This window comes from Wenyingzhuangia fucanilytica (assembly GCF_001697185.1).
In the GTDB taxonomy this organism is placed as follows: domain Bacteria; phylum Bacteroidota; class Bacteroidia; order Flavobacteriales; family Flavobacteriaceae; genus Wenyingzhuangia; species Wenyingzhuangia fucanilytica.
In genome coordinates this window covers 2,576,933-2,603,088 of the sequence record NZ_CP014224.1, presented here as the reverse complement: position 1 = coordinate 2,603,088, position 26,156 = coordinate 2,576,933, and the positions used below count along the sequence as shown (strand labels likewise).

14 protein-coding genes and 1 tRNA gene are annotated in these 26,156 nt (G+C 31.0%); 14 read left to right on the top strand and 1 reads right to left on the bottom strand.

The window, feature by feature from the left end; translation table 11 throughout:
- Positions 1 to 139 precede the first annotated feature (139 nt).
- From AXE80_RS10430 to nrdD, 11 genes are all read left to right on the top strand, one after another.
- Positions 140 to 2,464, top strand: coding sequence for a GH92 family glycosyl hydrolase (locus tag AXE80_RS10430; protein WP_068827025.1), 2,325 nt, complete (start codon positions 140 to 142; stop codon positions 2,462 to 2,464).
- 4 nt (positions 2,465 to 2,468) lie between these two features.
- On the top strand, positions 2,469 to 3,773 hold the full coding sequence (locus tag AXE80_RS10425; protein WP_068827023.1) for an alpha-L-fucosidase: 1,305 nt from the start codon (positions 2,469 to 2,471) through the stop codon (positions 3,771 to 3,773).
- Positions 3,774 to 3,779: 6 nt separating this feature from the next.
- Complete coding sequence (locus AXE80_RS10420) at positions 3,780 to 5,096, top strand: alpha-L-fucosidase (protein ID WP_068827021.1); 1,317 nt, start codon at positions 3,780 to 3,782, stop codon at positions 5,094 to 5,096.
- 22 nt (positions 5,097 to 5,118) lie between these two features.
- Positions 5,119 to 9,156, top strand: a complete 4,038-nt coding sequence (locus tag AXE80_RS10415; protein WP_206208119.1) for a two-component regulator propeller domain-containing protein — start codon at positions 5,119 to 5,121, stop codon at positions 9,154 to 9,156.
- Between the two features lie 120 nt (positions 9,157 to 9,276).
- On the top strand, positions 9,277 to 10,689 hold the full coding sequence (locus AXE80_RS10410; protein ID WP_083194651.1) for a sulfatase family protein: 1,413 nt from the start codon (positions 9,277 to 9,279) through the stop codon (positions 10,687 to 10,689).
- 19 nt (positions 10,690 to 10,708) lie between these two features.
- Complete coding sequence (locus AXE80_RS10405) at positions 10,709 to 12,142, top strand: agarase (protein ID WP_068828862.1); 1,434 nt, start codon at positions 10,709 to 10,711, stop codon at positions 12,140 to 12,142.
- The gene (locus AXE80_RS10400) at positions 12,132 to 13,109 is read left to right on the top strand and encodes a glycoside hydrolase family protein (protein WP_206208118.1); all 978 of its coding nucleotides are present in this window, start codon (positions 12,132 to 12,134) and stop codon (positions 13,107 to 13,109) included. Before AXE80_RS10405 ends, AXE80_RS10400 begins: the two co-directional genes overlap by 11 nt.
- Positions 13,110 to 13,137: 28 nt before the next feature.
- On the top strand, positions 13,138 to 13,917 hold the full coding sequence (locus AXE80_RS10395; RefSeq protein WP_068827018.1) for a sialate O-acetylesterase: 780 nt from the start codon (positions 13,138 to 13,140) through the stop codon (positions 13,915 to 13,917).
- 15 nt (positions 13,918 to 13,932) lie between these two features.
- Complete coding sequence (locus AXE80_RS10390; protein ID WP_083194649.1) at positions 13,933 to 15,345, top strand: sulfatase family protein; 1,413 nt, start codon at positions 13,933 to 13,935, stop codon at positions 15,343 to 15,345.
- A gap of 160 nt (positions 15,346 to 15,505) precedes the next feature.
- Positions 15,506 to 15,955, top strand: coding sequence for an anaerobic ribonucleoside-triphosphate reductase activating protein (nrdG, locus tag AXE80_RS10385; protein ID WP_068827014.1), 450 nt, complete (start codon positions 15,506 to 15,508; stop codon positions 15,953 to 15,955).
- Between the two features lie 6 nt (positions 15,956 to 15,961).
- On the top strand, positions 15,962 to 17,749 hold the full coding sequence (nrdD, locus tag AXE80_RS10380) for an anaerobic ribonucleoside-triphosphate reductase (RefSeq protein WP_068827012.1): 1,788 nt from the start codon (positions 15,962 to 15,964) through the stop codon (positions 17,747 to 17,749).
- Between the two features lie 63 nt (positions 17,750 to 17,812).
- Here nrdD and AXE80_RS10375 read toward each other — a convergent pair whose 3' ends face one another.
- Positions 17,813 to 18,259 (bottom strand): RrF2 family transcriptional regulator, encoded by a 447-nt coding sequence (locus AXE80_RS10375; protein ID WP_068827010.1) that lies wholly within the window; start codon positions 18,257 to 18,259, stop codon positions 17,813 to 17,815.
- Between the two features lie 128 nt (positions 18,260 to 18,387).
- Here AXE80_RS10375 and AXE80_RS10370 point away from each other — a divergent pair.
- The 3 genes from AXE80_RS10370 (at position 18,388) to AXE80_RS10360 (ending at position 26,149) form a co-directional block, all read left to right on the top strand.
- Positions 18,388 to 18,460 (top strand) — tRNA-Met (locus AXE80_RS10370).
- Between the two features lie 328 nt (positions 18,461 to 18,788).
- Entirely contained in the window at positions 18,789 to 22,697 is a 3,909-nt protein-coding gene (locus AXE80_RS10365; RefSeq protein ID WP_157359392.1) for a hybrid sensor histidine kinase/response regulator transcription factor, read from the top strand.
- Between the two features lie 314 nt (positions 22,698 to 23,011).
- Positions 23,012 to 26,149, top strand: coding sequence for a SusC/RagA family TonB-linked outer membrane protein (locus AXE80_RS10360; protein ID WP_068827004.1), 3,138 nt, complete (start codon positions 23,012 to 23,014; stop codon positions 26,147 to 26,149).
- Positions 26,150 to 26,156 lie beyond the last annotated feature (7 nt).

Here is a 26,156-nt window from a genome sequence, read left to right as displayed (position 1 = left end):
GTTTTGCCTGCCTATTTTTTATGTACTATTTTCCTTTTTATATTTAGAACAAGTAATCAACAGAACAATCTATTTTTAAGTATTTGTTAGGGCTTAACTATATACAAGAAAATTAAATTGATATTTAAAATAAGAAATAATGAAATTAAACCATATCATAAAAAACATAGTTAACTTAACTAGTGTTGTGTTTGTTTTAACTACTTCTTGTAATAGTTATGATAATAAAGCAAATTCAGAAACTGTTAAATCAGTAGATTATACTTCAAAAGTGTATCCTCAGTTGGATACGGAAAATTCTAGATGGTTTTTCTTTTCCTCTGCAAGTAGACCTTTTGGGATGGTGAATTTAAGTCCAGACAATCAAATAGGAGGGGCTTGGGGGAGCGGTTACAGATACAAAACAGATACTATAAAAGGTTTTAGCCATATTCATGCTTGGCAAATGTCAGGAGTTTCCGTAATGCCAGTGACAATTTCTGACACAAACCAAAAATCAGTGTACACTGATTTTTATTCAAAATTTAGTCATGAAACAGAAAAAATAAAACCAGGTTATCATTCTGTAAAGTTAGATAGATATCAAATTATATCAGAATTAACTAGTACCAAACGTGTTGGTTTTCATCAATATACATTTCCCAAAAATAAAGAAAAGGCAGTGCTTTTTAACTTAAATACCATGTTGGGACCATGTGAAAATATAGATGGAAAATTAAACCTAAATAATAAAAACGAACTTTCGGGAAGTGTCGTTATGAAGCCTACTCATAGAAGACCAAAACCCTTAACCGTATATTTTAAAGTAATCTTAAATTCAGATATCATTGGAATAAAAAAAGACGATGAAACAGAAAATTATTTGGTGAATTTAAAAGGGGACAAAGAAGAGATTTTAATGAAAGTTGGGATTTCTTACACATCCATAGAAAATGCAAAAAACAATATTGAACAAGAATTACCTCATTGGGATTTTAATCAAGTAGTAGAGGAGTCTAAAACTGAGTGGAATGATTTGTTAGGAAGAATTGAGGTAGCAGGAGGAACTGAAAAAGATCAAAGAAGGTTTTATACAGATTTATGGCATGCCTTACAAGGAAGAAGAATTATTAACGATGCTAATGGAGCTTACCCAGATAACACCACAAATGAATTTAAAATTGGGCAATTACCTTTAGATGAAAATGGAATACCTAAATTCAATCACTTTAATTCCGATTCTTTTTGGGGGGCTCAATGGACTTTGAATACACTTTGGGGATTAGTTTATCCAGAGATTATGGAAGATTTTGCCCATTCTTTAATGCAATATTATAAAGATGGCGGAATTATTCCTCGCGGTCCATCAGGAGGAAATTATACCTATGTAATGACAGGAGCGTCTTCAACTCCTTTTTTAGTAACAGCCATACAAAAAGGAATTATTAAAGAAGATTTAGAAGGAGTTTATAAGGCGCTAAAGAAAAATCATATGTTGGGCGGAATTATGGGAAGATCTGGATACGAACACAATACAAATTTAGGTGGTGGATTAAAATATTATATCAATCAAAATTATGTTCCATATCCTATTCCAGAAGGAGAGTTTGGAGGACATCAAGATGGAGCTAGCTTAACGATGGAGTACGCGTACCAAGATTGGACTTTAGCTCAATTGGCAAAAAAAATAAATCATCAAGAGGATTATGAATACTTTATGAATCGTTCTAAAAATTATCAAAATGTATATGATAAAGAATCAGGTTGGATGAGGCCTAAAGATGTTGATGGAAAGTGGTTGCATCCTTTTGATCCTTATAAAGTAAAAGTTGGGTTTATAGAATCAAATGCTACTCAATCTACTTGGTTTGTGCCTCATGATTTAATAGGGTTGGCTAAGTTGATGGGAGGAGAAGTTGCAGCTGTTACAAAATTGAATCATCAATTTGTAAATGCAGAGAAATTAAATTTTACTTCAGGAAATTCTCATGCACAAGAGTTACATCCAGAATATAGACGTATTCCTGTAAATTATGGAAATCAACCCTCTATACAAACGGCTTTTGTGTTTCATCAATTAAACAGACCAGATTTAACTCAATATTGGTCTAGAAGAGTAGTAAATAAAGCTTTTAGTGGTTTGTCTCCTGCATCAGGATATAATGGTGATGAAGACCAAGGTTTGATGGGTAGTTTAAGTGTGTTAATGAAAATAGGATTGTTTCAGATGAATGGAGGAACGGAAGAGAATCCAGAATATCAAATAGGAAGTCCTATATTTAACAAAATAACCATTCACTTAAACCCTGATTATTACAAAGGAGATAAGTTTGTAATAAAGGCAGAAAATAATAATACCAACAATGTTTTTGTAAAAAAAGCCATGTTTAATGAACAAGGAATAACAAAAATGGCCATTAAACATACTGATATTGTAAACGGAGGAGAGCTTAATTTAGAAATGACCAATCAACCAAACAAATAATACAATGAACTTAAAAAAGAATTTTACGCTTTTAATTTTATTATTGAGTTTTCTAAACTCGTTTAGCCAGTTAAAAAACAAACCCGAACTAAATGAAAAGTTTATGGATATGGGCTTTGGAATTTTTATTCACTGGAGCATGGATTCTCAATTAGGGAGTGTAATTAGTCACTCTATGGTAGGAGCCTCAGAAGATTATGTAAAAAGATATATGGAAGAACTTCCAAAAACTTTTTATCCAGATAAATTTGATCCCGATGAATGGGCAAGATTGTTCAAGTTAACAGGAGCAGAGTATGTGGTTTTTACCACAAAGCATCATAATGGGTTTTGTATGTGGGATACTAAAACAACAGGCTTTAATATTATGAATACCCCTTACGGAAAAGATATTACAGGTATGTTGGTAAAATCTCTTAGAAAGTTTGGTTTAAAAGTAGGTTTTTATTTTTCTCCAGAAGATTTTAGTTTTATTCACAAACAAGGGCATTTAATTTCTAGAAAAGGTGCTATGACTCAAGTAACAGAAAATGAGGAGTTATTTGAGTATGATAAAAAACAATTAGATGAATTGTTTACGAAATACGGAAAAATAGATTTAGCTTTTTTTGATTCTTTTTCTAAGAAAAATTTAGTGCAATATGTGCATCAAAAATATCCAGACATTGTAGTGACAAGAGGAGAAATGCAAACACCAGAGCAAAAAATTCCAGATGGAGCCATGCCAGGACCATGGGAAACTTGTATGACTATGGGAACTCAGTGGGCATACAAACCAACCAACGAAATTTATAAAGATGGAGGAGATTTAATTAAAAAGTTAATTGAAATTAGAGCCAAAGGAGGAAATTTTTTAATGAATGTTGGACCTAAACCAAATGGCGAAATTCCTATTGAGCAAGAAGAAAGGTTAAGAGAAATAGCCCTTTGGATGTTTATTAACAATGAAGCTGTAAAAAATGTAAGAACAGTTCCAGGAGCTATAAAAGAAGGTGATTTGTGGTTTACCAAAGCAAAAGATGAAAATACGGCTTATGTATTTATAACCAATCAGCCAGAATGGTTTAAAGGTAAAAGAAGGTTGTTTTTTGTAGAGGGAATTAAACCAACAAAAGAAACGGAAATTTCTGTTTTAGGACAAAATGATTTGGTAGTGGAATATTCTCCAAAAAACAATCCAAAATCTAAGTTTAAGGTACAAGAAAACGGAAATTTACAACTATCTATTACAAGAGCTCATAGGGTTTATAATAATAAAATTTGGCCTAACCCTGTAGTGGTAAAATTGACGAATGTTGAGTTTAAGTAAATAAATATGAAAAATATAAAAGCAAATAAAAGTTTCGTTTTATCAATATTAATTTGTGTCTTTTTTAACTCTTTTGGTCAGCTAAAAAACAAGCCAGAACTCAACGAAAAGTTTATGGATATGGGCTTTGGTATTTTTGTGCATTGGAGCATGGATTCTCAATTGGGGAGTGTAATTAGTCATTCCATGGTGGGAGCCTCAGAGGATTATGTAAAAAGATATATTGAAGAGCTTCCAAAAACTTTTTATCCAAATAAATTTGATCCCGATGAATGGGCAAGATTGTTTAAGTTAACAGGAGCAGAGTATGTAGTTTTTACCACAAAGCATCACAATGGGTTTTGTATGTGGGATACCAAAACAACAGATTTTAATATTATGAACACGCCTTATGGAAAAGATATTACGGGCATGTTGGTAAAATCTCTTAGAAAGTATGGTTTAAAAGTAGGACTTTATTTTTCTCCAGAAGATTTTAGTTTTATACATAAACAAGGACATTTAATTTCTCGTAAAGGAGAGATGACACAGATAACTAAAAACAAAGAATTATTTGAGTATGATAAACGTCAGGTAAAAGAATTGATTAAAAATTATGGACCCATTGACGTAATGTTTTTTGATGCTTTCCATACCAAACCGATGGCACAATTTGTACATAGTATAGATCCTAATATTGTAGTTACAAGAGGTGAAATGCAAACACCAGAACAAAAAATACCAGATGGACCTATGCCAGGTCCATGGGAAACCTGTATGACTATGGGAACTCAGTGGGCATACAAACCAACCAATGAAACTTATAAAGATGGAGGAGATTTAATTAAGAAATTAATAGAAATTAGAGCCAAAGGAGGAAATTTTTTAATGAATGTTGGGCCTAAACCAAACGGAGAAATTCCTATTGAGCAAGAAGAAAGGTTAAGGGAAATTGCCCTTTGGATGTACGTAAATAACGAAGGTGTTAAAAATGTAAGAACCGTACCAAGCATTATTAAAGAAGGAGATTTATGGTTTACCAAATCAAAAAATGAAAATACAGCTTATGTTTTTATAACCAATCAACAACACTGGTTTAAAGGTTTTAGGAGGAATTTTATTCTTAAGTATATCAAATCTACTAAGGATACCAAAATTTCAGTTTTAGGTCAGAATGATAAGGTTGTAGAATATTGGCCAGAAAATATTCCAGAATCTTATTTTATTCAGCACAAAGATGTTTTAGAAATATCTATAAGTAGAGCTCACAGGGTTTATAACAATAAAATATGGCCTAATCCAGTAGTGGTAAAATTGACGAATGTTGAGTTTGTAGAAAAGTAAACCTATCAAATAAAAAAAATAGATGATACATAAAATCGTCATGCTTGTGGTGATAATGTTCGCGTGGAGTTCTTTTTCACAGGATATTAAATTTGAACATTATAATGATAATGATGGTTTGTCTCATAATTCTATCAGACACATCACCCAAGACAAACATGGTTTTTTATGGATTGGAACTTTTTCTGGTTTAAATCGTTTTGATGGTTATGAATTTAAAACCTATTTAAGCAATTCAGAAATAAGTAATGAAATCAATAGTGATGATATTACTGCTTTGGAGTTTGATGAGTTAAACAATCATTTGTGGATTGGAACTAGAAAAGGGTTGACATTATTAGAGTTAGACACACATCAATTTACTACTTTTTTAAATGATGGATCAAATCCAAATGGTTTACCCGATGATGAGGTAAGAGCAGTTTATGTTGATAAATTTAAGCGTGTTTGGGTAGGGACTAAAGACAAAGGGCTTTATTTGTTCTCATTAGATCAACAAAGTTTTAAAAAAATACACCTTCCTAATTTTAACTATATCAAAGAAATTTTTGAAGATCGTTCTGGGGATATTTGGATTGGGAGTTTTGCTACTGCAGGGGTGGCAAAAATTACTTTAAATCACAAAGGGAGTATTTTACAAACAACTACTTATACTTTAAATGTTCCTTTTACTGATGAAAAAAATCCCTATTTAAATTTTATTTATCAAGACGCCAAGAAAGATGTTTTTGTAGGGACAAGAAAAGGGTTGTATAAATTTAATAAGCAAGAAAATAAATTTGATAATCTTTATATAAAGAATAATGAAATTAGATACGCTTTAGGGCCTTATTTTGTGTCGGTAGCACAAGCGCCAGATGGAAAATATTGGTTAGGAACTTTAGGTGGTTTGTTAGCGTGCGATAATTTAGAAGATATTGCAGAAGGAAATTTTAGATGGCATTATTCTGTTTTAACCAATCAAACATCTTTGGTTGATAATTTGGTTTCTGCCCTACATTTTGATAGTTCTGGAGTTTTGTGGATTGGTACCGAAAATGGTTTAGATAAGTATGATCCTTTTGAAAATCAATTTAATTTTAGCAAAGATATTTCTAAGTTTATAGGGGAGCAGGCTCCAAGAATAAGAGGTTTTTCTGCAACGCATGATCGTAAAATAGTTGTTGCAACAAGGCATAACGGACTTTTTATTAAAGAGGAAGAACGATTTGTACCTTTGTATAATAATCAAAAAGATATTGCTAGTATTCATTCAAAAGACGGTAAAATATTTTATTGTGGATTGTGGAATGGAAAAGTATTGATATACGATTATGTTCGTCATAAGTCTACCGAAATAGAAGTAGGATTTGATCAAGTAGCTATTTCTGATATTTATAAACTAGATGAACATAAATTAGTAGTCGGTTCTTTTGGTCAAGGTGCTAAAATAGTTGAGCTAGATGCCTTTAATAGGGTGGTAAAAAATACAGTTTTGTTAGATGATGGTGATATCAACAAAATGATAACCGATAACAATGGAAATATGTGGTTTGCCACAGAATTAGGAGTGGTTAAATATAATATATCATCAAAATCAATAACAACCTATCAATCTTTATTACAAAATAAACAAGGTTTACCACACAATAATGTTAGCGATATTATTTTTGATAGTACAGGTAAATTATGGGCAGCAACTCGTAAAGGATTAAGTTACTTTAATCAAGAGAAAAATCAATTTATGCCTTTAAACTACTTTAGTGAATTGTCCAATAAATGGGTTACAGACTTTTTGTTAGATGCAGATCAAAATTTATGGTTAAACCTAAATAATAACAGTGTTGCTAAAATAGATACTAAAAGAAATAGCTATAATATTTACCATGTAAATAGTGGAAATAGGTTAGATTTTTTTAGTTCTAGAGGGTTTTTCAATTTTGGGAAATCTAATATTTATTTGGGAGGTAAAAATGGAATTATATACTTTTCTCCCTATAGTATTAAAGAAAACAAACAGTCATCTACTCCTGTTATTACCGAGATTAAAATCAACAATCAAGTTATTTTACCTGGAAAAGAAATAAATGGAGAAATTCCGCTTAAGAAAGATTTTAATGAAATAAAACATATAAATCTTAGCTATGAAAACAGAAACTTTTCATTTCAATTTTCTACACCATCCTATGCCAACGAACGCTTAAATAAGTTTGAGTATATGCTAAAAGGGTTTGATGATACTTGGGTAAATACCTCTAGCAATTCTAGAACTGTACAGTATACTAACTTATTTCCGGGTGAATATTTTTTTAAAATAAAATCTAGTAATAACGATGGTTATTGGAGTAATGTTGTTACTTATAAAATTACTATAGAGCGTCCTTTTTGGTTAACCTATCAGGCGTTAATATTGTTTTTATTACTCATAGCTCTTATTATTTATTTGGTAAGAAAAGAGGTTAAAAATCGTATGAGGTTAAAGCAAGAGCTTGTTACAGAAAAAGTAAATAGAGAAAGAGATGTCAAATTAAATAATGAAAAATTAAGGTTTTTTACCAATATATCTCATGAGTTAAGAACACCTTTAACACTTATTTTAGGGCCTGCCAAACAATTAATAGAGCAAGAAGAAGTACAGAGTACCGATTACCAAAAAAGTAGATATCATTTAATTCATCAAAACGCTAGTAGGTTGCTCAATTTAGTGAATCAGGTGTTAGATTTTAGAAAAGCTCAAACAGGAGAGTTAAAATTAAAGGTGTCTAAAACAGATGTATTACAGTATACTCAAAACATTTTTGATTCTTTTAAAGAGTTTGCCTACAACAAACAAATACAATTTAATTTTAATGTAGAAATAGAGAGTTTGTTTGGTTGGATAGACAAAGATAAATACGATAAAATCTTATATAATTTGCTGTCTAATGCTATTAAATTTACCAACAAACACGGAAATGTAGAATTGTATGTAGGAGTAAAAAATACAGATAATAAATATTTAATTATTGAAGTAAGTGATGATGGAATAGGTATTCCTAAAAAAAGTCAAGAAAAAATATTTACAAGGTTTTACCAGGCTACCAACAGTAAAGAAAATAATACAGGATCTGGTATAGGTCTTTCTTTGGTAAAATCATTGGTAGATTTACACAAAGGAGAAATAAAAGTAAAAAGTACTCCAAACCAAGGAAGTTTATTTACAGTTATTATTCCTATTGATAGAGAGTTTTACAATAAAGAAGAGGTTTTTGAATTTGTAGAAAGCAAAGACACCGAAACAGAAATAATTCTACCTAAAATTCAACAACAAAACAAAACCACCAATACCAATATTAAAGAAAAAATATTGGTTATTGAGGATAATTTAGAACTGCGTAAATATTTAATAGATTATTTGTCGGGCTATTACAAAGTTTATGAGGCTGAAAATGGTAAAGAAGGTTTACAGCTTTGTAAACAAATAAAACCAGCTTTATGTGTGGCAGATGTAATGATGCCTATTATGGATGGTTTGGAATTCTGTAAAGAGTTAAAAAATGATGAATTTATTAGTCATATTCCTGTCATCTTATTAACTGCTTTATCAGAAAATAAAGATAAAGTAAAAGGATATGATGTTGGTGCAGATGGGTATTTGGTAAAACCTTTTGATCCTGCATTGCTAAAAACAGTAATAGAAAATGTTATCAAAACAAGGTTAGAATTAAAAACCAAGTTTTCTGGCGAAGTAGAAAGTGAAATTAGCTTGTTAACACACTCGCCTATAGATAAAGATTTGATGGATAAAATCACAAATCTAATAGAACAAAATATTCATAATATAGATTTAAGTACTAGTTTTTTATGTCAGGAACTTGGGGTAAGTTCTTCAAAATTATATAGAAAAGTAAAAGAGTTAACAGATTTATCGCCTAATGAATTTATAAGAACTATCCGCTTAAAAAAATCAGCCACTCTATTAAAAACTAAAAAACACAACGTTTCAGAAGTTACAAATCTTGTTGGTTTTAACGATCCCTTGTATTTTAGTAGATGTTTTAAAAAACAATTTGGTTTTCCGCCAAGCAAGTTGCTAAAGTAGGTTTTACACTTTAAATCACTTTTAAATTCATTCTGATTAAGTAATCAATTTTTATAAAATGTAGTATTATAAATATATCTTTAAGTTTTAAATAAAAAAGGCTTAAAAAGATTGTGAATAATGAATAAAAAAAATGATTGTTTGCTTGTTGTGCTGTTTTTAACAGCATTATTAGGGTTTGCACAAAAAAAAGAATCTGAGAAAAAACAGCCAAATATTATACTTATCATGGCTGATGATTTGGGATATGGAGATGTAGGTTTTAACGGAAATAAAGAAATTATTACTCCCAATTTAGATTTAATGGCTAAGGAAGGATTAAAGTTTACCAATTTTTATGCAGCAGCTCCACTTTGTACTCCAACACGCGCAAGTGTGTTAACAGGAAGAAGCCCATTTAGACAAGGGATTTTTGCAGCCCATACAGGAGCTTTAAGACCAGCAGAAAAAACAATTGCAGAAGTTTTAAAAAAAGAAAAATACCAAACAGGTTTTTTGGGAAAATGGCATTTAGGTTGGTTAGAACCTGATAAAATTGAATCAAGAGGGAATTATTCACCACCATGGCATCATGGGTATGATGAAACTTTTGCAACTAAAAGTGCTGTGCCAACGTGGAACCCTACAAAAACACCAAAAGGATGGACTAGTTGGGGAGCGCAAAAAGATGGCTCTTGGGGAGGTTCTATTTATATAGAAAATGGAAAACCTGCTACCGATAATTTAGAAGGTGATGATAGTCGTATTATTATGGATAGGGCTATTCCATTTATCAAAAAATCAATTTCTAAAGCAAAACCATTTTTTGCTACAATTTGGTTTCATACACCGCATGAACCTGTAGTTGCTGGGCCAGAGTATTTAGCAAAATATCCAAACTTACCTATAGGAAAACAACATTATTATGGAGCCATTACTGCTATGGACGAGCAAATTGGTCGTTTAAAAACTTTTTTAAAGGACAATGATGTTGATGAAAATACCATAATCTTTTTTTGTAGTGATAATGGCCCTGCGGATCCGTTGGCTAAAAAAGGGATTGCATCGGCAGGAAAATATAGAGGACATAAACATCAAATGTGGGAAGGTGGTCTAAGAGTACCTGCTTTAGCATGGTGGCCAAAGCATATAAAACAAGGAATTGTGTCTGATTTTATGGCAACGACAAATGATTATTTTCCAACAATTTTAGATGTCTTAAATATTTCTAATAACAAAAAAATACCCCTTGATGGAGTAAGCTTACAACCTGTTTTAAATGGAGAAGTTAAAACAAGAGAAACTGCATTTGCATCAGGATATCAACGTTTGTATAAAAACACAGAGTTGTATGCATATATTCAAGGTCAGTATAAAATTTGTATTCCAGACAAAGGAGATAAAATGATGCTTTTTGATTTAAAAAATGACCCTGAAGAAAAAAACAACTTAGCACTAGAAAAACCTGAATTGTTAAAAAAGATGGTTGCAGAACTTGAAGATGTTAAAGAATCTTGGAGGTTAAGTAGAGAGGGAAATGATTATCAATGGTAGTAATAACTTTTTAAACAATATGAAAAAATCAATATACCTTTTTATCATTTTAGTTGGATGGAGCAGTGCTAAAACGTACGCTCAAGCAAAAACAGAGCAAGATTATATTTTAGTAGATGCTAGAGTAAGAGTATATCATAAAGATGGCACTAGAACCTATAAAGAATATCAACCTTTTAAAACACAAACGTTAGAATTGTTGCCTAATTTTAATAAAGAAAAGTCTTTATCAAAATTGAGTAAATATGGAGGTTTGATGGCAGATAAAACAAAATTTGCAACAGGTTTTTTCCATGTTAAAAAAATAGATGGACGTTGGTGGGGGATAGATCCTTTAGGATATAAATATTTTAATATCTCACTAAATAGTATCAATACAGGAAAGTCAAAAGGAAGCAAAGTTGCGTTTAAAGAAAAGTTTGGTAATAAAGAAAATTGGATACATCAAACTGTAGAAATGTTACAAAATCATGGCTTTAACTGTGCGGGTTCGTGGTCTGATGTTGAGGCTATTATTGAGGCTAACAAAACTTTAGAAAAACCTTTGGCTTATACCGTTAACTGGAATTTTATGAGCAGTTATGGTCGTAAACGTGGAGGTACTCATCAACAAGCAGGGCATACAGGATATCCTAAGGATGCTATTTTTGTTTTTGATCCAGAGTTTAAAACTTTTTGCGATGAACATGCCAAACAATTATTGAAATATAAAGACGATCCTAATTTATTTGGACATTTTTCTGATAACGAAATGCCTTTTAAACAAAAGGCTCTAGATAATTATTTAAAGTTGCCAAAAAATGAGCACGGCTATAAAGCTGCGATTGATTGGTTAAAAGAAAATGGAATTACCAAAGCAGAAATTACAGATACTCATCGTGATTTATTTATGGCCTATGTTGGGGATACTTATTTTTCAATAGTTTCTAAGGCGATTAAAAAATACGATCCAAACCATATGTATATTGGAGCTCGTTTTTACAGCGAAGAAAAAAATCACGCGGCGTTTATGAAAGCTGCGGGTAAACATTTAGATATTATTTCTAACAATTATTACAATCATTGGACTCCAGATAAAACAGATTTAGTGAATTGGACTAAATGGTCTGGGAGACCATTTATAATTACAGAGTATTATGTAAAAGGAGAAGATTCAGGAATGGGAAATACTAGCGGAGCAGGTTGGATTGTAAGAACTCAAAAAGATAGAGGGCTATTTTATCAAAACTACAATTTGGCTTTGTTAGCATCAAAAAATTGTGTGGGATGGCATTATTTTAAATATCAAGATAACGATCCAACGGCTAAAGGGGTAGATCCTTCTAATATAGATGCCAATAAAGGTATTGTAACAAGTGACTATAAACCTTGGACGGCTATGTTAGAGAAAATGAAAGCATTAAACAATCGTGTTTACGATTTAATAAATTATTTTGATCATCATGAGAATTAAAATCACACATTTTAAAACAGTTTCTGTCTGTTTTATTTTGATGTTTATCGCAGTTGTTTCCTGTGTTTCTATAAAAAATCATTCAGGGTTTGGAAATTACGAGTTTAGTAGATTAAAAAACAATCCTATCATTTCTCCAGATATGGAAGGTTTAGAGGGTAGGTTGGGTGAAAACATCAATGGACCTTCTGTTATTAAAGTACCCAATTGGGTTGAAAATCCTTTAGGTAAATATTATATGTATTTTGCGCATCACCACGGTAAGTTTATTCGCTTGGCTTATGCGGATTCTCCTATTGGCCCTTGGACAATATACAAGCCAGGAGTGCTTGATATAGATAAAACTGCTGCGAAAGGTCATATTGCTTCACCAGATGTTATTGTAGATAATGAAGCCAAAACCGTCAGAATGTATTTCCATGGGTATAATCAAGATAAATCAGGACAAAAAACGTTTTTGAGTACTTCTAAAGATGGGATGGATTTTATCGCTTCAGAAACCGTATTAGGTCCTTCTTATTTTCGTGTTTTTAAATATAAATCAGCATATTATGCTTTGGTTAAAGGAGCGTTTTATCATTCTAAAAACGGTATAGAACCTTTTAAGAAAGGAGCCACAATATTACCTAAAGTAAGACATACAGCTGTTCATTTAGACGGTGACAAGCTTGTGGTGTTTTATTCACAAAAAGGAGATGCTCCTGAGCGAATTCTTAGTTGTGAAGTAAATCTTTCAGGAGGATCATGGAAAAATTGGAAAGCTAGCGCTCCAAAAGAAATATTAAAACCAGAAATGGATTACGAGGGTGCTCATTTACCTATTAAAAAATCAGTAAAAGGTTTTTCTAAAAAGCCTGTACACGAATTAAGAGATCCTGCTATTTTAGTGGATGATAACGATGAAGTCTATCTTTATTATTCAGTCTCAGGAGAATTTGGAATTGCAGTAGCAAAACTCAAAAAATAAGAAATCATCAAACCAAACAAATTTGATAATGAAATATTACAAATTACTTTTATTATCCTTGGTATTATTGTTTTGCCAATGTAAATCAACAAGCAACATAGTAAACAACAATGCTAAACCTTTGGATGTTTATTTATGCATAGGGCAATCTAACATGGCAGGACGTGCTACTATAGAAGATATTGACAAAGATACTTTAGCCAATGTATTGTTGTTCACAGGGCAAGAACACAAAGCTTGGGAAAAGGCAGCAAATCCTTTTAATAAATACTCAACAGTAAGAAAAGAAATGCGAATGCAAAAGTTGAGTCCAAGTTATGGATTTGCAAAGACGATGGCACAAGAAAACCCAAGCAGCACCATTGGCTTAATTGTAAATGCTAAAGGAGGAACTTCTATAGAGGCATGGAAACCTGGAGGTTTATTGTATAGTGAAGCTATTAGTCAAACTAAAAAAGCTTTAAAAACAGGAGGAGTTTTAAAAGGAATTATTTGGCATCAAGGAGAAGCAAACAGTTCTAGATATAAAAAATATACACCTCAAATAATAGCTTTGATTCAAGCATTAAGAACAGATTTAAATCAACTCAATTTACCTGTTGTGGTAGGGCAATTATCATCAGACAAACCGTTGAGAAATAATTTTAATAAAATGATTTTAGAGCTACCAAATCATATAAATAATGTTGCGGTGGTTACTACAGAAGGATTGAGTACCATTGATAAAACTCATTTTGATAGTAAAAGTCAGAGAATTTTAGGACAAAGATATGCCAACGAAATGTTAAAACTATTGGCTAAAAAATAACATAAAAAGAAAAGCATGAAATTGTATAAAAAAATCATCAGCTTAAGTGTATTGTTGTTGCTCACACAATATTCATATTCCCAAGTTAGGCCTAAAAAACCAAATGTTTTATTAATTATTTCGGATCAACATTCAGGAAGAATTATGACTCAAACAGGCTATAAATATGTAAAAACTCCAGGGATTGATAAGTTGGCTTCGGAGGGAGTAACTTTTACAAGAAGTTATTGTACTTATCCTGTTTGTATGGCTTCTAGGGCTTCTATAATAACAGGAATGATGCCAAGTAAAAGCAATAAAAATTTAATGGAATATACCTCTATTGGTAAGGCTTTAAAAAATGTTGGCTACAATACTGCTTATTTTGGAAAATGGCATGTGTCTAATTCTAAAATTGCAAAAGTACCAGATTGGCATGGGTTTGATACTTACAAAAGAGAGTATAACGATTCTAAAACCGCGAATCTTTCTATTGATTATATTAAAAAATCACATAACAAACCATTTTTTTTAGTTGCCTCACTTTTAAACCCACATGATTGCTGCGAATTGGCTAGAAATATTTCTGGTCTTGGCGATGATTATCACGATGGTGCTGTAGTAGAAGATATGGAGCTTGACAAGTGTCCGCCTTTACCCGAAAATTTTAACATTCCAAGAAATGAAGCAGAAGGATTTTATACAAGAAGAAATCCAGATCCAAGTGATAAGGTGAATTTTGGTAAACATCCTGTAAAATATTGGACAGAAAAAGAATGGAGGCAATACGCATATGGATATGATAGATTGGTAGAAAAAATGGACAATCATATTTTAAATATTGTGAATGCTCTAGAAGAAAAAGGATTGTTAGATGATACCATTATTTTTTATACTTCAGATCATGGCGATGGACATGGAGCACATAAGTGGAATCAAAAAATGAATTTTTACGAAGAATCCATCAATGTACCATTTGTAATATCTTGGAAAGGACACACAAAGTCTGGAATTATAGATAAAGAGACTTTAACTTCAAGCGGATTGGATTTATATCCTACCATTTGTAAAATTGCAGGAGTAGAATTAAATCAACATTTACAAGGAGAAAATTTAACTCCCTATGTTTTAAAACAGTCAAAAAAAGCTGATATAAAAAGAGATTATGTGGTTTCAGAACTCATCCAAAAAGAAAATAATAAACCCAAAGGAAAAGTGTTTGAAGGGAGAATGTTGGTTAGCAGTCAGTTTAAATATTTTTTGTTTGATGGAGGCGAAAACCCAGAGCAGTTTTTTGATTTAAAAAATGATCCAGGAGAAATGAATTCATTGGTACATTTAAAAAAACATCAAGAACAAATAGCCTTACACAGGCAAATGCTAAAAGATTGGATTGTTAAAACTTCTGATGATTTTCCTATTGATAAAGTTTTAAGTAAGCTTCATTAAAATTCTATTTAAAATCTACAAGAAGAAGAGGATGCTTGTCTTATTGTTTTATAGATATCTTTTAAAAGACATGTTAATAACTCTTTTGATAAGTTAGAAATATATTTTTTTTAAGCAATGATATAAATTTTATCTTTATAAAAGATAAAAAGGTCTTTTTATGTATTATTATCGTTTTCAAATAGCTTTTCAAGAAGTGCCAAATGAAATTAGTCTTTGTTTTTCAATATGTGGTTGTCCTTTAAGATGTAAAGGATGTCATTCACCCTTTTTATTTAAAAAAGAAAATGGGGAGTTTTTAACGAATATTATGTATCAGCAGATATTAGAAAAATATAAAAACTATGCAACCTGTGTATTGTTTATGGGAGGGGAATGGGAAGAAGTTGAATTGATAAAAAAGTTGAAAATAGCTAAGAAAATGGACTATAAAACCTGTTTGTATACGGGGTTAAAAAAAGTTGATCAAAAAATAGAACAGGAATTAACTTGGCTAAAAACAGGTGAGTGGATTTCTGATTTAGGAGGCTTAGATAAATCAACAACGAATCAAATATTTACAGAAGTAAAAACCAATAAGAATTTAAATTATCTCTTTCAAAAAAAATAAATAGTTATGATAAGATTAACAGAAACCCAAATCAATCAAAAAATAAATTTTATATCACATTATTTGTATTCGCAAAATGCAGCTGATGGTTCAAAGGTAGATGCCAATGCCAATGTTACTTCAAAAAATATTGCCACTATGGAAGCTGAATTGAATAAAGACATAAATATTCAGATAAATAGGGCTTTGGTAAGCAGAAAAATAGCTGAGTTATTTGGACAGGAATTGGCAGATGAATATGTAAGGCAAATAGAGAATCACGAAATTTATGTGCATGATGAAACTTCTTTAAAACCCTACTGTGTTTCTATTAGTATGTATCCTTTTTTAATTGATGGTTTAACCAAATTAGGAGGAGAAAGTAGGGCACCAAAGCATTTAGAAAGTTTTTGTGGGGAGTTTGTAAATCTTGTGTTTGCAGTTAGTTCTCAATTCGCTGGAGCTTTGGCTACGGTTGAGTTTTTAATGTATTTTGATCATTTTGCAAAAGTAGATTACGGAGAAAATTATTTAGAAACCAATAAAAAGACCATAGAAAATCACTTGCAACATGTAGTATATGCTGTAAACCAACCAGCTGCTGCTAGAGGCTATCAATCTGTCTTTTGGAATATTTCTTTATATGATCAATCCTATTTTGAAAGTATGTTTAAAGATTTTGTATTTCCAAATATGGAAAAACCTTGTTGGCAAAGGTTAAAAAGATTACAAGCTTTTTTTATGACTTGGTTTAACAAAGAAAGAAATAAAGCCATTTTAACATTTCCGGTAGTTACCGCAGCCATGTTAGTAAAAGATGGTACTCCTATAGACAAAGAATTTACACAAATGTGTGCTAAAGAATTAAGCGAAGGAAATTCATTCTTTATTTATCAATCAGAAAATGCAGATAGTTTAGCTTCTTGTTGTAGGTTAAGAAATGAAATTACAGATCATACTTTTAGTTACTCATTAGGAGCTGGAGGCGTGGCTACTGGATCTATAAATGTAATTACCTTAAATATGAATCGTTTAATTCAGCAAGGAAAAAACATCAAAAAAGAGGTTAAAAAAATCCACAAATACCAAGTAGCATATCGTAAACTTATGGATGAATATAACCAAGCAGGATTACTTCCTGTATATCAATCTGGTTTTATTACTCTAGACAAACAATTTTTAACTATTGGAGTTAATGGAATGGTAGAAGCAGCAGAAAGTCTAGGGATTAAAGCAGCAAATACAGATGAATATAAAAAGTTTATTAATAAATATTTAAAAGATATTTATGACGAAAACCGAAAAGCTAAAGAAGAATGGGGATATATGTTTAATACAGAATTTGTGCCTGCCGAAAATTTAGGGGTTAAGAATGCAAAATGGGATAAACAAGATGGTTTTGAGGTACAACGAGATTGTTACAACTCTTATTTTTATGCAGTAGATGATAATCAAATAAATAGTCTTGATAAAATTATATTACACGGTAAAGAGTTTATTCAATATTTAGATGGAGGTTCGGCTTTACATTTAAATTTAGAAGAAACGCTCAATGCAAAAGGGTTCGAAAAGTTAATTGGGGCTACGGCAAAAGCAGGTTGTAATTATTTTTGTTTTAATATAAAAATTACCATTTGTAATAACTGTGAGTATATAGATAAGCGAACGCTATATCAATGCACTAGTTGCGGTTCACATAATGTTGATCATGCTACAAGGGTAATTGGTTATTTAAAAAGAGTCTCTAACTTTAGTTCTGGAAGACAAAAAGAACATGCTTTAAGACATTATCACAAGAAAAATATTTTTATATAATATAGTTTTTTGTTTTTGTTCAGATGTGTTCTTAATTTTTATGGAGTTGAGGACACATCTTTTTTATTCTACCAATAGTTTTAAGGATAAAAAAGTTCCTTTATTTTCTATTTCCTCTTTTAGTTGTAAAATATTTTTATGTTTAAAATCACACAAAATAGTATCTCTAAAAGGTTTTACAATATGATGGGCTGGACAAGGATGGGAGTCGCTACATACAGAAAGTCCCAAAAAACATTCATTAAATTTTTCAGCACCATCAATATTTAAGACAATGTCCCAAAGTGTAATTTCTAAATCTTTTTCTGTAAGATAAAAACCACCACCAGGTCCTTTGGAAGACGAAACTAAATGATGAGTACTTAACTGTTGTAAAAGTTTGGCTAAAAACGGTTGTGGAGTTTCTAGCGCTTCGGCAATTTTTTTAATCCCTATTTTTTTAGACTCATCAGAGTTAATAGCCAAATATAAAATTGCTCTAACAGCATATTTACATGCTTTAGATAACATAAGATTTGTTTAATGATTTATTCAAAGATATGAATATGATGCTTTTAACAGTGTATAATTATTCATCAAATATTTTTTTGTTTTTAGTTGTGAGAATCGTTGATATCACTTATATTTGCAATCCAAATCGCGGGATAGAGCAGTAGGTAGCTCGTCGGGCTCATAACCCGAAGGTCACTGGTTCGAGTCCAGTTCCCGCTACTAAAAAGCCTTTAATGTTTTAACATTAAAGGCTTTTCTTTTTGATACAATTTTCCATGATTATATTTTTATCGTTCATAAATTTTGGTATTAGTCTTCTTTTCTTAAATTTTTTCAGACCGGTATAATCAATATTAAAGTTTGTTTGAGTGGATAAAAAGACCTTCACATTTTTAATATAAAGAGTTAGATTTTACTAGAATAAGGCTGTTTAGTTAATAATAGCCTGTAATTGGTTGTATCTTGAACTTAAATAACCAAATAATCATTATTAAAATAAAGATAAAATGGTTATTTTACATTCTGAAATACTATAAAAAATAAAGGTTTGTTAAGAAAATTAAAAGTTAGCTGTTTTGTTTCGGTATTGTTCGCTTTTTTGGGAATAGCTCAAGAGTCTAGAGACTTTGAAAAATTATCGGATGAGAAAGGAGTTGCTCAAAGCATTACTTATGCTGTAGAACAAGATTCTGTAGGGAATATTTGGATTGCATCAGAAGATGGTGTTATTAAATACAACTCTAATTTTTTTAAAACGTATAATAAATATAATGGGATTCCGGCCGAAATAGGAAACCGTGCAAATACTGTTTTTATAGATTCTAAAAATAGGGTTTGGATGGGAGGAAGAAGAGGTGTGTGTTTATATCTTTCTGACAAAGATGTGTTTACAAAAATGACTTCCGAAAATTTAATAGATCCATTTATTGTAAGGTCTATTACAGAAGATGCTTATGGAGATATTTGGATAGCGGCTAGAAATGGAGTTTGGAAAATTTCTGAAACTACAACTGGTTTTTCTTTTAAAAGGGAATTTGATAAGATTAGTTCAGATATTGTCTATCCAAGTAGTGATAAAAGTATATTAATAGGTTCAGAATCTTCTATTTATAAATTAGATCCACAAAACAAAAAATATCTTCAGAATACTTTAACCAATAACAATATCAGAGTTTTTAGTCTGTTAGAAACTACTAATGGTTATTTAGTTGGAACAGGAAGTGATGGGTTATATAAAGTAGATAAAAACTTTCAGAATTTTACACCAATAACATTTAAGGGCATTTCTTTAAAAGGTAGTGCTATTAGAGATCTTATTAAAGATGATTTAGGGAATTATTATGTAGCTACCGATGGTGAGGGAGTTCTGTACCTAAATAAAAACTTTAAATTATTAACTCATATAGATCATAGTCAAGACAATATTCATTCTTTATCTAGTAATGGAGTATATGATGTAATGATTGATAGAGAGAATATTCTTTGGGTTGCAACTTATGGTGGTGGAGTAAATTCTTGGAATAATAGTAAATCTGTTTTTAAAAAAATAACCCACAAGTTAAATGATAAAAACAGTTTGTATGACAATTTTACTCGAGCAATTGCAACAGATGAAAATGGTAAAATTTGGTTTGGAACCAAAGACGGAATTAGTATTTGGGATAGAAAAAAGAACCAATGGAAAAATATCTTATTAGGTAAAGGAGTTGTACTGGCTTTAGAGTCTGATGGAAATGACATGTGGGCAGGATTTTATGGAGAAGGGTTAAAAAAAATTAATATCAATACTTTAAAAGTTAAGGATTATAACACCTATAATGGAGTAAAATTTCCAATTGATAAAATATATGTAATTAAGAAAGATTTAGAAGGAAATATTTGGGTAGGAGGAATTACTTCAGATTTGGCTTGTATCACAAAAGATGGGGAAATAAGAAAATTCCCTATAGGCGGAGTAAGAAGTATTTTGGTAAAAGAGGATGGTGATTTAATTTTAGGAAATGAAAATGGCGCTTTTTTATTAAGTATTAAGGATAAAGCTATTGCTCCAATATCAGAACTTAAATCAGATAAAAATCAATACTTAATTATTACGTCAATCATAGAATATGAAAAAGATAAAGTACTACTGACAACAAACGGATCGGGAATTGTATTTTATGATACTAAAACTAAAAAAGTTAATTTCTTTGATAAAAGTTCTGGTTTACCTACCGATATTATTCAGGCAGGAATATTTTGGAATCAGAATGAGTTTTGGTTAAGTACAGCCAAAGGAATTGTAAATGTTAAGATTGCTCAAAAAGATACCATTATCAATACTTTTGATAAGCTAGATGGGGCACTAAGCACAGAGTTTAACTACGGAAGTTATGCTAAAATTAATAACGAACTGTTTTTTGGTGGTACAGAAGGGGTGGTCTATTTTAATCCAGAAAATGTAATTACCAAGCAACATTTACCAGAAATTGTATTCGAGGAATTTAGATTATTTAACCAAGAACAGGTTCCAGGTCAGGGAGTTTTAACCAAACAAATTGATAAGGTTGATCAAATCAAACTAACCCATAGTCAAAATTCTATTTACTTTAAATTTGTAGGAGTTCTACATAATTCACCATCTAAAGTTAAATATTCTTGGCGTTTAGAAGGTTTTGATGACGAATGGATTACACCACAAAAAAATAACGAAGTGGGGTATACAAACTTAAACTATGGAGAGTATTTGTTTAAGGTAAAGGCTATGAATAGGTTTGGAAAATGGGGGCCAGAAAGACAAATTAAAATTGTTATTATGGCGCCTTGGTGGGCAACTTCACAAGCCTACATGCTATATTTTATAGTCTTTATATTGTTACTTATTGTTATTGTTCAGTTAACTAAATTATCAGTAAATAAAAAGAATGCCGATGATCAAATTAACTTTTTTAACAATTTAACACACGAGTTAAAAACTCCAATGGCTATTTTATTGTCATCTTTAGAAAGTGCTTCAAGAGAAAAAAATTCTGGAGAAAATGCGAACTTTCAAATAAAGAAAACCATCAAAAGGTTAAATTCTTTGTTTGAACAAATGTTGAATTTTCAAAAAGCAAGTACTGCAGGTAAAATTATTCAAGACATTTCTCAAATTAGATTAGAAACATATGTTCAAGGCTTAATAACAAGTTTTAAACCCTTGTATCAAGAAAAAAATATTACTATTGAGTTAGAAAACAATTACTTAAATGAGTTTGTTTATTTTGATAAGGAAATATTTAATAAAATATTTTACAATTTATTGTCAAACGCTATTAAATACACCAATGATGGTGGGCATATTGTTATTGAATTTTTAGAGAGAAATAAAGGAAAATTAACGATTAGAATTTCTGATGATGGAATAGGTATTCCAAAAGATCAGCAAAAATACATCCTAAAAAGAAATTATAGAGCTCGTAATGTGGTCAATAGTCAAAAGCCAGGAACAGGACTTGGTTTAATGATGATAAAATCGTTGATAGAAAAAACAGGGGGTACCATTGCTTTTTCAAGTGAAGAAAACAAAGGGACTACTTTTTACATTGAAATAAAAGATCAGTTTAAAGAGTTTTTAAGAAATAATGCCAATAATGCAGATGAGTTTGTTGAAGAAAAAAATGTAGAGAATGATGCTTTAACCATTAAAGGGTTAAGAGAATTTATCAATACCAAAATTTTAATTGTAGAAGATAATAATGAATTAAGAAAAGTAATTACTACTAACTTAAAACCTTATTTTAAAATATATGAGGCTGCTAATGGTAAAGAAGGGTTTGATGTTGCTAAAAAAGAAATTCCAGATGTAATTATTACTGATTTAATTATGCCAGAAGTGGATGGAGTTGAGCTTTGTAAAATGTTAAAAGCAGATGAAGACTTAACACACATTCCTGTGTTTATGTTAACGGTATTAAATAGCTCATCAAATAAATTAGAAAGTTTAGAGAGTGGGGTGGCCGAGTATTTAGAAAAGCCTGTAGATATAGATATTTTAATAGCAAAAATTGTAAACACATTAAAATACCAATTAAAACTAAAAGAAAAATATGTACATGAGGGAGATGTAAAAATTGCTATTCATTCTAAAAACGAATTAGATATTGAGTTTATAGAAAAGTTAGAAGAAATTATTACAGTAAATATGAAAGATGGTTCTTTTTCTGTAAATAATTTATGCGAAAGCGTTGGTTATAGTAGAACATCATTATATGTAAAATTAAAAGAATTGATTGATATGTCTCCACAAGATTTTATCATTCATACAAAGCTAAAACACGCTAAAGAACTTTTAGTAAAAGGAGGAATGAGTATTAAAGAAGTTGCTTATCACTCAGGTTTTTCAAACCCTAAATATTTTAGTACTTCTTTTAAAAAGTATTTTGATACTACTCCAAGTGGTTTCCTACAAAGTCTTAATGATCCATCTGGAAAATAACACCTTTATACTTCATTAGTTCTTGTGTTTTAATAGCTATTTAAAATCACAAAGAATAATAGGTTGTTTAATTGGTAAAAAAAGACCTCGAAGATTAACTTTAGTTTAATCATCGAGGTCTTTTTTTATGATATAATCATTATATTTAAGTTAATTGTCTATAAATGGACAGTTTAAGAACTAGTTGAGTTTTATATTAAACCTTATCAGACTTATATCAAACCATAATATCCTACAAAAGAAATTACATTTGAGATACTAACTAAATACATATTTAACTAATTATGAGAAATGTATCATTTTTAATATTCCTTATGTTATTATTACCAACTATGCTGTTCGCACAGGCAGGGGGTAATGTAACAGGAGTTGTATCAGATCAAACAGGACTACCTATTCCAGGGGTTACTGTTTTAATTAAGGGAAGTTCTAGAGGAACTATTACCGATTTTGATGGAAACTTTACAGTTAAACTTGAATCTTCAAAAGCTGTTTTAGAGTTTTCATACATAGGTTATGAGGTAAAAAACTTAGAAGTTAAACCAGGAAATACTTATAAAGTATTACTAGAACAATCTTCAGAAGTTTTAGATGAGGTTGTTGTTATTGGATATGGTTCTGTAGATAAGAAAGATATTACAGGAGCTATTAGCTCAATCAAACCGTCAGAAGATGTAGTAGCTCAATCTCAAGATATTGAAAGTGTTCTTAGAGGTAGAGCAGCAGGGGTACAAGTAAGTGCTAATGGTGCTGAGCCTGGTGCTTCTGTTTCGGTTAGAATTCGTGGATTGAGTAGTATTACTGGGAACTCTGAACCTTTATACGTAGTAGATGGTATTGTAATGGGAGGAGTAACAGATGATACTGATGATCCATTAGGAGGTGGTACACCACCACAAGGAGGATTAACTGGAGTAAATCCTGCTGATATCGAAAGTATTGAAGTGTTAAAAGATGCATCTGCTACAGCTATTTATGGATCTCGTGCTTCTAATGGAGTAATTTTAATTACTACCAAAAAAGGTAAAAAAGGAGATGCTAAGTTTACTTATTTAAACACAACAAGTGTTGGTTCTGTAGTACGTAATATTGATGTTTTAGATACCAATGAGTATATGGAATATCAAAATCAGATGAGAGTGAATTTAGGTCAGTCACCTGCGTATACAATTAATCCTGATGGAAGTGCTTATACAACAGGTAGTGAGCCTACATTGGTACAAGGTGTAGATTGGGCTAAAGATACTTATAAGATGGCTTTAATTAGAAGAAATAGATTGACTGTTTCTGGAGGTACTGATACTGGAGATTATTATATCTCTGGAGGGATCTTATCAAATCAAGGAACTTTTCCTAATGCAGAAGCTAAAGCAACAGATTTTAACTTAAACTTAAATCAAGACTTAAATAGCCGTCTTAAAATTGGAGTAAAGTTATCTGGTTCTTATACCGAATTGTCTGCAAATCGTGGTGCTGATGATTTAGGAGGAGCAAACAATAGTATGGTACGTCAGGTAATTTTAGCGGCACCAATCTTAAATTTATCAGATAATAATCAAGATAACGAAGATGTTGATCAAGCATTAGACGGACCTAGAGCTTGGACAGAAGAGTATGATGATTTAGCTGATGAAACTCGTTTATTAGGACGTGTTCAAGCGGATTATAAAATAAGTGATGAATTTACTTATAGATTAAGAGTAGGAGCGGACTATAGAAAGAAGGAAAGAAGATTCTGGTACGGTGTTGGACTTAGAAAAGGTCAGCAAAACAATGGTATTGCAGGGTTGAGTATTATGGATAGATTCCGTTATAACATTGATAACACATTAATGTTTAGAAAAGCTTTTAACAAGAATCATAAAATTAATGGTACTGTAGGTTTCTTAATGGAAGGTATCAATACAGAAAAAGCTAGCTATTCTTCTTCTAATTTTGCAGATAAATCTCTAAGGTCAGATGGGATTTCTTATGGACAATCATACAACCCTTATGATGTGTTTAAAGATGATGAGAAAATTTATTCTTTTATTGGTCGTTTAAATTATACTTTGTTTAATAAATATTTATTTACAGGTACTTTTAGAGCTGATGGTAGTACAAAGTTTTTGAAACCAAGATTTGGATATTTCCCAGCATTTTCTTTTGCTTGGAAGGCTATTCAAGAAGAGTTTTTACAAGATCAAGATATACTATCTGACTTAAAAGTAAGATTAGGTTATGGTGAAGTAGGAAACCAAGGAATTCCTTCATTTTTAACAAATACATATTACGATAGAACTGGTTCTGGTATTTCAAACGCTGGAGATTCTCAAGAAACGGCAGTAGTGCCAATTAATTTAGCAAATCCAGATTTGTTATGGGAAAATGCATCTCAGTATAATGCAGGGATAGATTTTGGATTCTTTAACGATAGATTAGTGGGGAATGTAGATGTGTATTATAAAAACAGTTCTAACTTATTAATTAAGGCACCAATACCACCTTCTACAGGTTTTGGGAGTATTGTATCAAATCAAGGAGACTTAGTTACAAAAGGACTAGAGGTTTCTTTAAGTGGTGATGTAATCAATACAAAAAACACTAATTGGAGTATTTTTGGAAATATAGCTTTTAGTAGAAATAGAATTGAAGCATTAGGATTAGAAAAATCAGCATTTGGAGCTTTAGGTGATCAAATAGCTTTTCAAGGAACTAGAATTTCTGGAGGTAACGTATTTAAACAGGCAGCAAACATTTTTATTGAAGGAAGACAAGCGGCTTTGTTTTATGGATATGCAACACAAGGAATTATTCGTGATGCAAGTCAGTTAACCTCTCCTGCTACAGGAAATCCTCTTGAGTTTAAAGGAAATCCATTACAGGTTGGAGATGTTTATTTTATAGATCAAAATGGAGATGGAAATATTGATGATAATGATAAAACAGTTATTGGAAATCCAAACCCAGAATTTAGCTATGGTTTAGGATCTACATTCGAACATAAAAACTTTTCAGCAAGCATCATGTTTAATGGAGTGTATGGTAACGAAATAGCAAACGGAAATACCATGGAGTCTGCTTATGCAAATAATACGTCTAAAAACGTAAGAAGAGAAGCGTATTATGATGCCTTTGATCCTGTTACAAATCCTAATGGAAATTATCCACGTGTAGGAGCAGGTTCTGGAGCTAGTTACCCTGATGAATTTAACGACAGAAATGTTGAGGATGGGTCATTCTTAAGATTGAGCTATGTAACTTTAGGATACAACTTACCTGTTGATGATATTTCTTTTATAGATAGTGCAAAATTATCTGTTTCAGGACAAAACTTATACTTATGGACCAATTATTCAGGATTTGATCCTGAGGTAAGCAGCTTTGCTTATGATCCTACTAGGAGTGGTGTAGATTGGGGATCTTTCCCTAACCAACGTACGTTTATGATAGGGTTAAATGTTGGATTTTAAAAAATTA

Bases quoted from the DNA above. Each gene is read 5' to 3' on its own strand.
- AXE80_RS10375 (WP_068827010.1), bottom strand. From the start codon at position 18,259: ATGTTATCTAAAGCATGTAAATATGCTGTTAGAGCAATTTTATATTTG.
- AXE80_RS10425 (WP_068827023.1), top strand. From the start codon at position 2,469: ATGAACTTAAAAAAGAATTTTACGCTTTTAATTTTATTATTGAGTTTT.
- AXE80_RS10360 (WP_068827004.1), top strand. From the start codon at position 23,012: ATGTTATTATTACCAACTATGCTGTTCGCACAGGCAGGGGGTAATGTA.
- AXE80_RS10395 (WP_068827018.1), top strand. From the start codon at position 13,138: ATGAAATATTACAAATTACTTTTATTATCCTTGGTATTATTGTTTTGC.
- AXE80_RS10390 (WP_083194649.1), top strand. From the start codon at position 13,933: ATGAAATTGTATAAAAAAATCATCAGCTTAAGTGTATTGTTGTTGCTC.
- AXE80_RS10420 (WP_068827021.1), top strand. From the start codon at position 3,780: ATGAAAAATATAAAAGCAAATAAAAGTTTCGTTTTATCAATATTAATT.
- AXE80_RS10410 (WP_083194651.1), top strand. From the start codon at position 9,277: ATGAATAAAAAAAATGATTGTTTGCTTGTTGTGCTGTTTTTAACAGCA.
- AXE80_RS10415 (WP_206208119.1), top strand. From the start codon at position 5,119: ATGATACATAAAATCGTCATGCTTGTGGTGATAATGTTCGCGTGGAGT.
- AXE80_RS10400 (WP_206208118.1), top strand. From the start codon at position 12,132: ATGAGAATTAAAATCACACATTTTAAAACAGTTTCTGTCTGTTTTATT.
- nrdG (WP_068827014.1), top strand. From the start codon at position 15,506: ATGTATTATTATCGTTTTCAAATAGCTTTTCAAGAAGTGCCAAATGAA.
- AXE80_RS10405 (WP_068828862.1), top strand. From the start codon at position 10,709: ATGAAAAAATCAATATACCTTTTTATCATTTTAGTTGGATGGAGCAGT.
- AXE80_RS10430 (WP_068827025.1), top strand. From the start codon at position 140: ATGAAATTAAACCATATCATAAAAAACATAGTTAACTTAACTAGTGTT.
- nrdD (WP_068827012.1), top strand. From the start codon at position 15,962: ATGATAAGATTAACAGAAACCCAAATCAATCAAAAAATAAATTTTATA.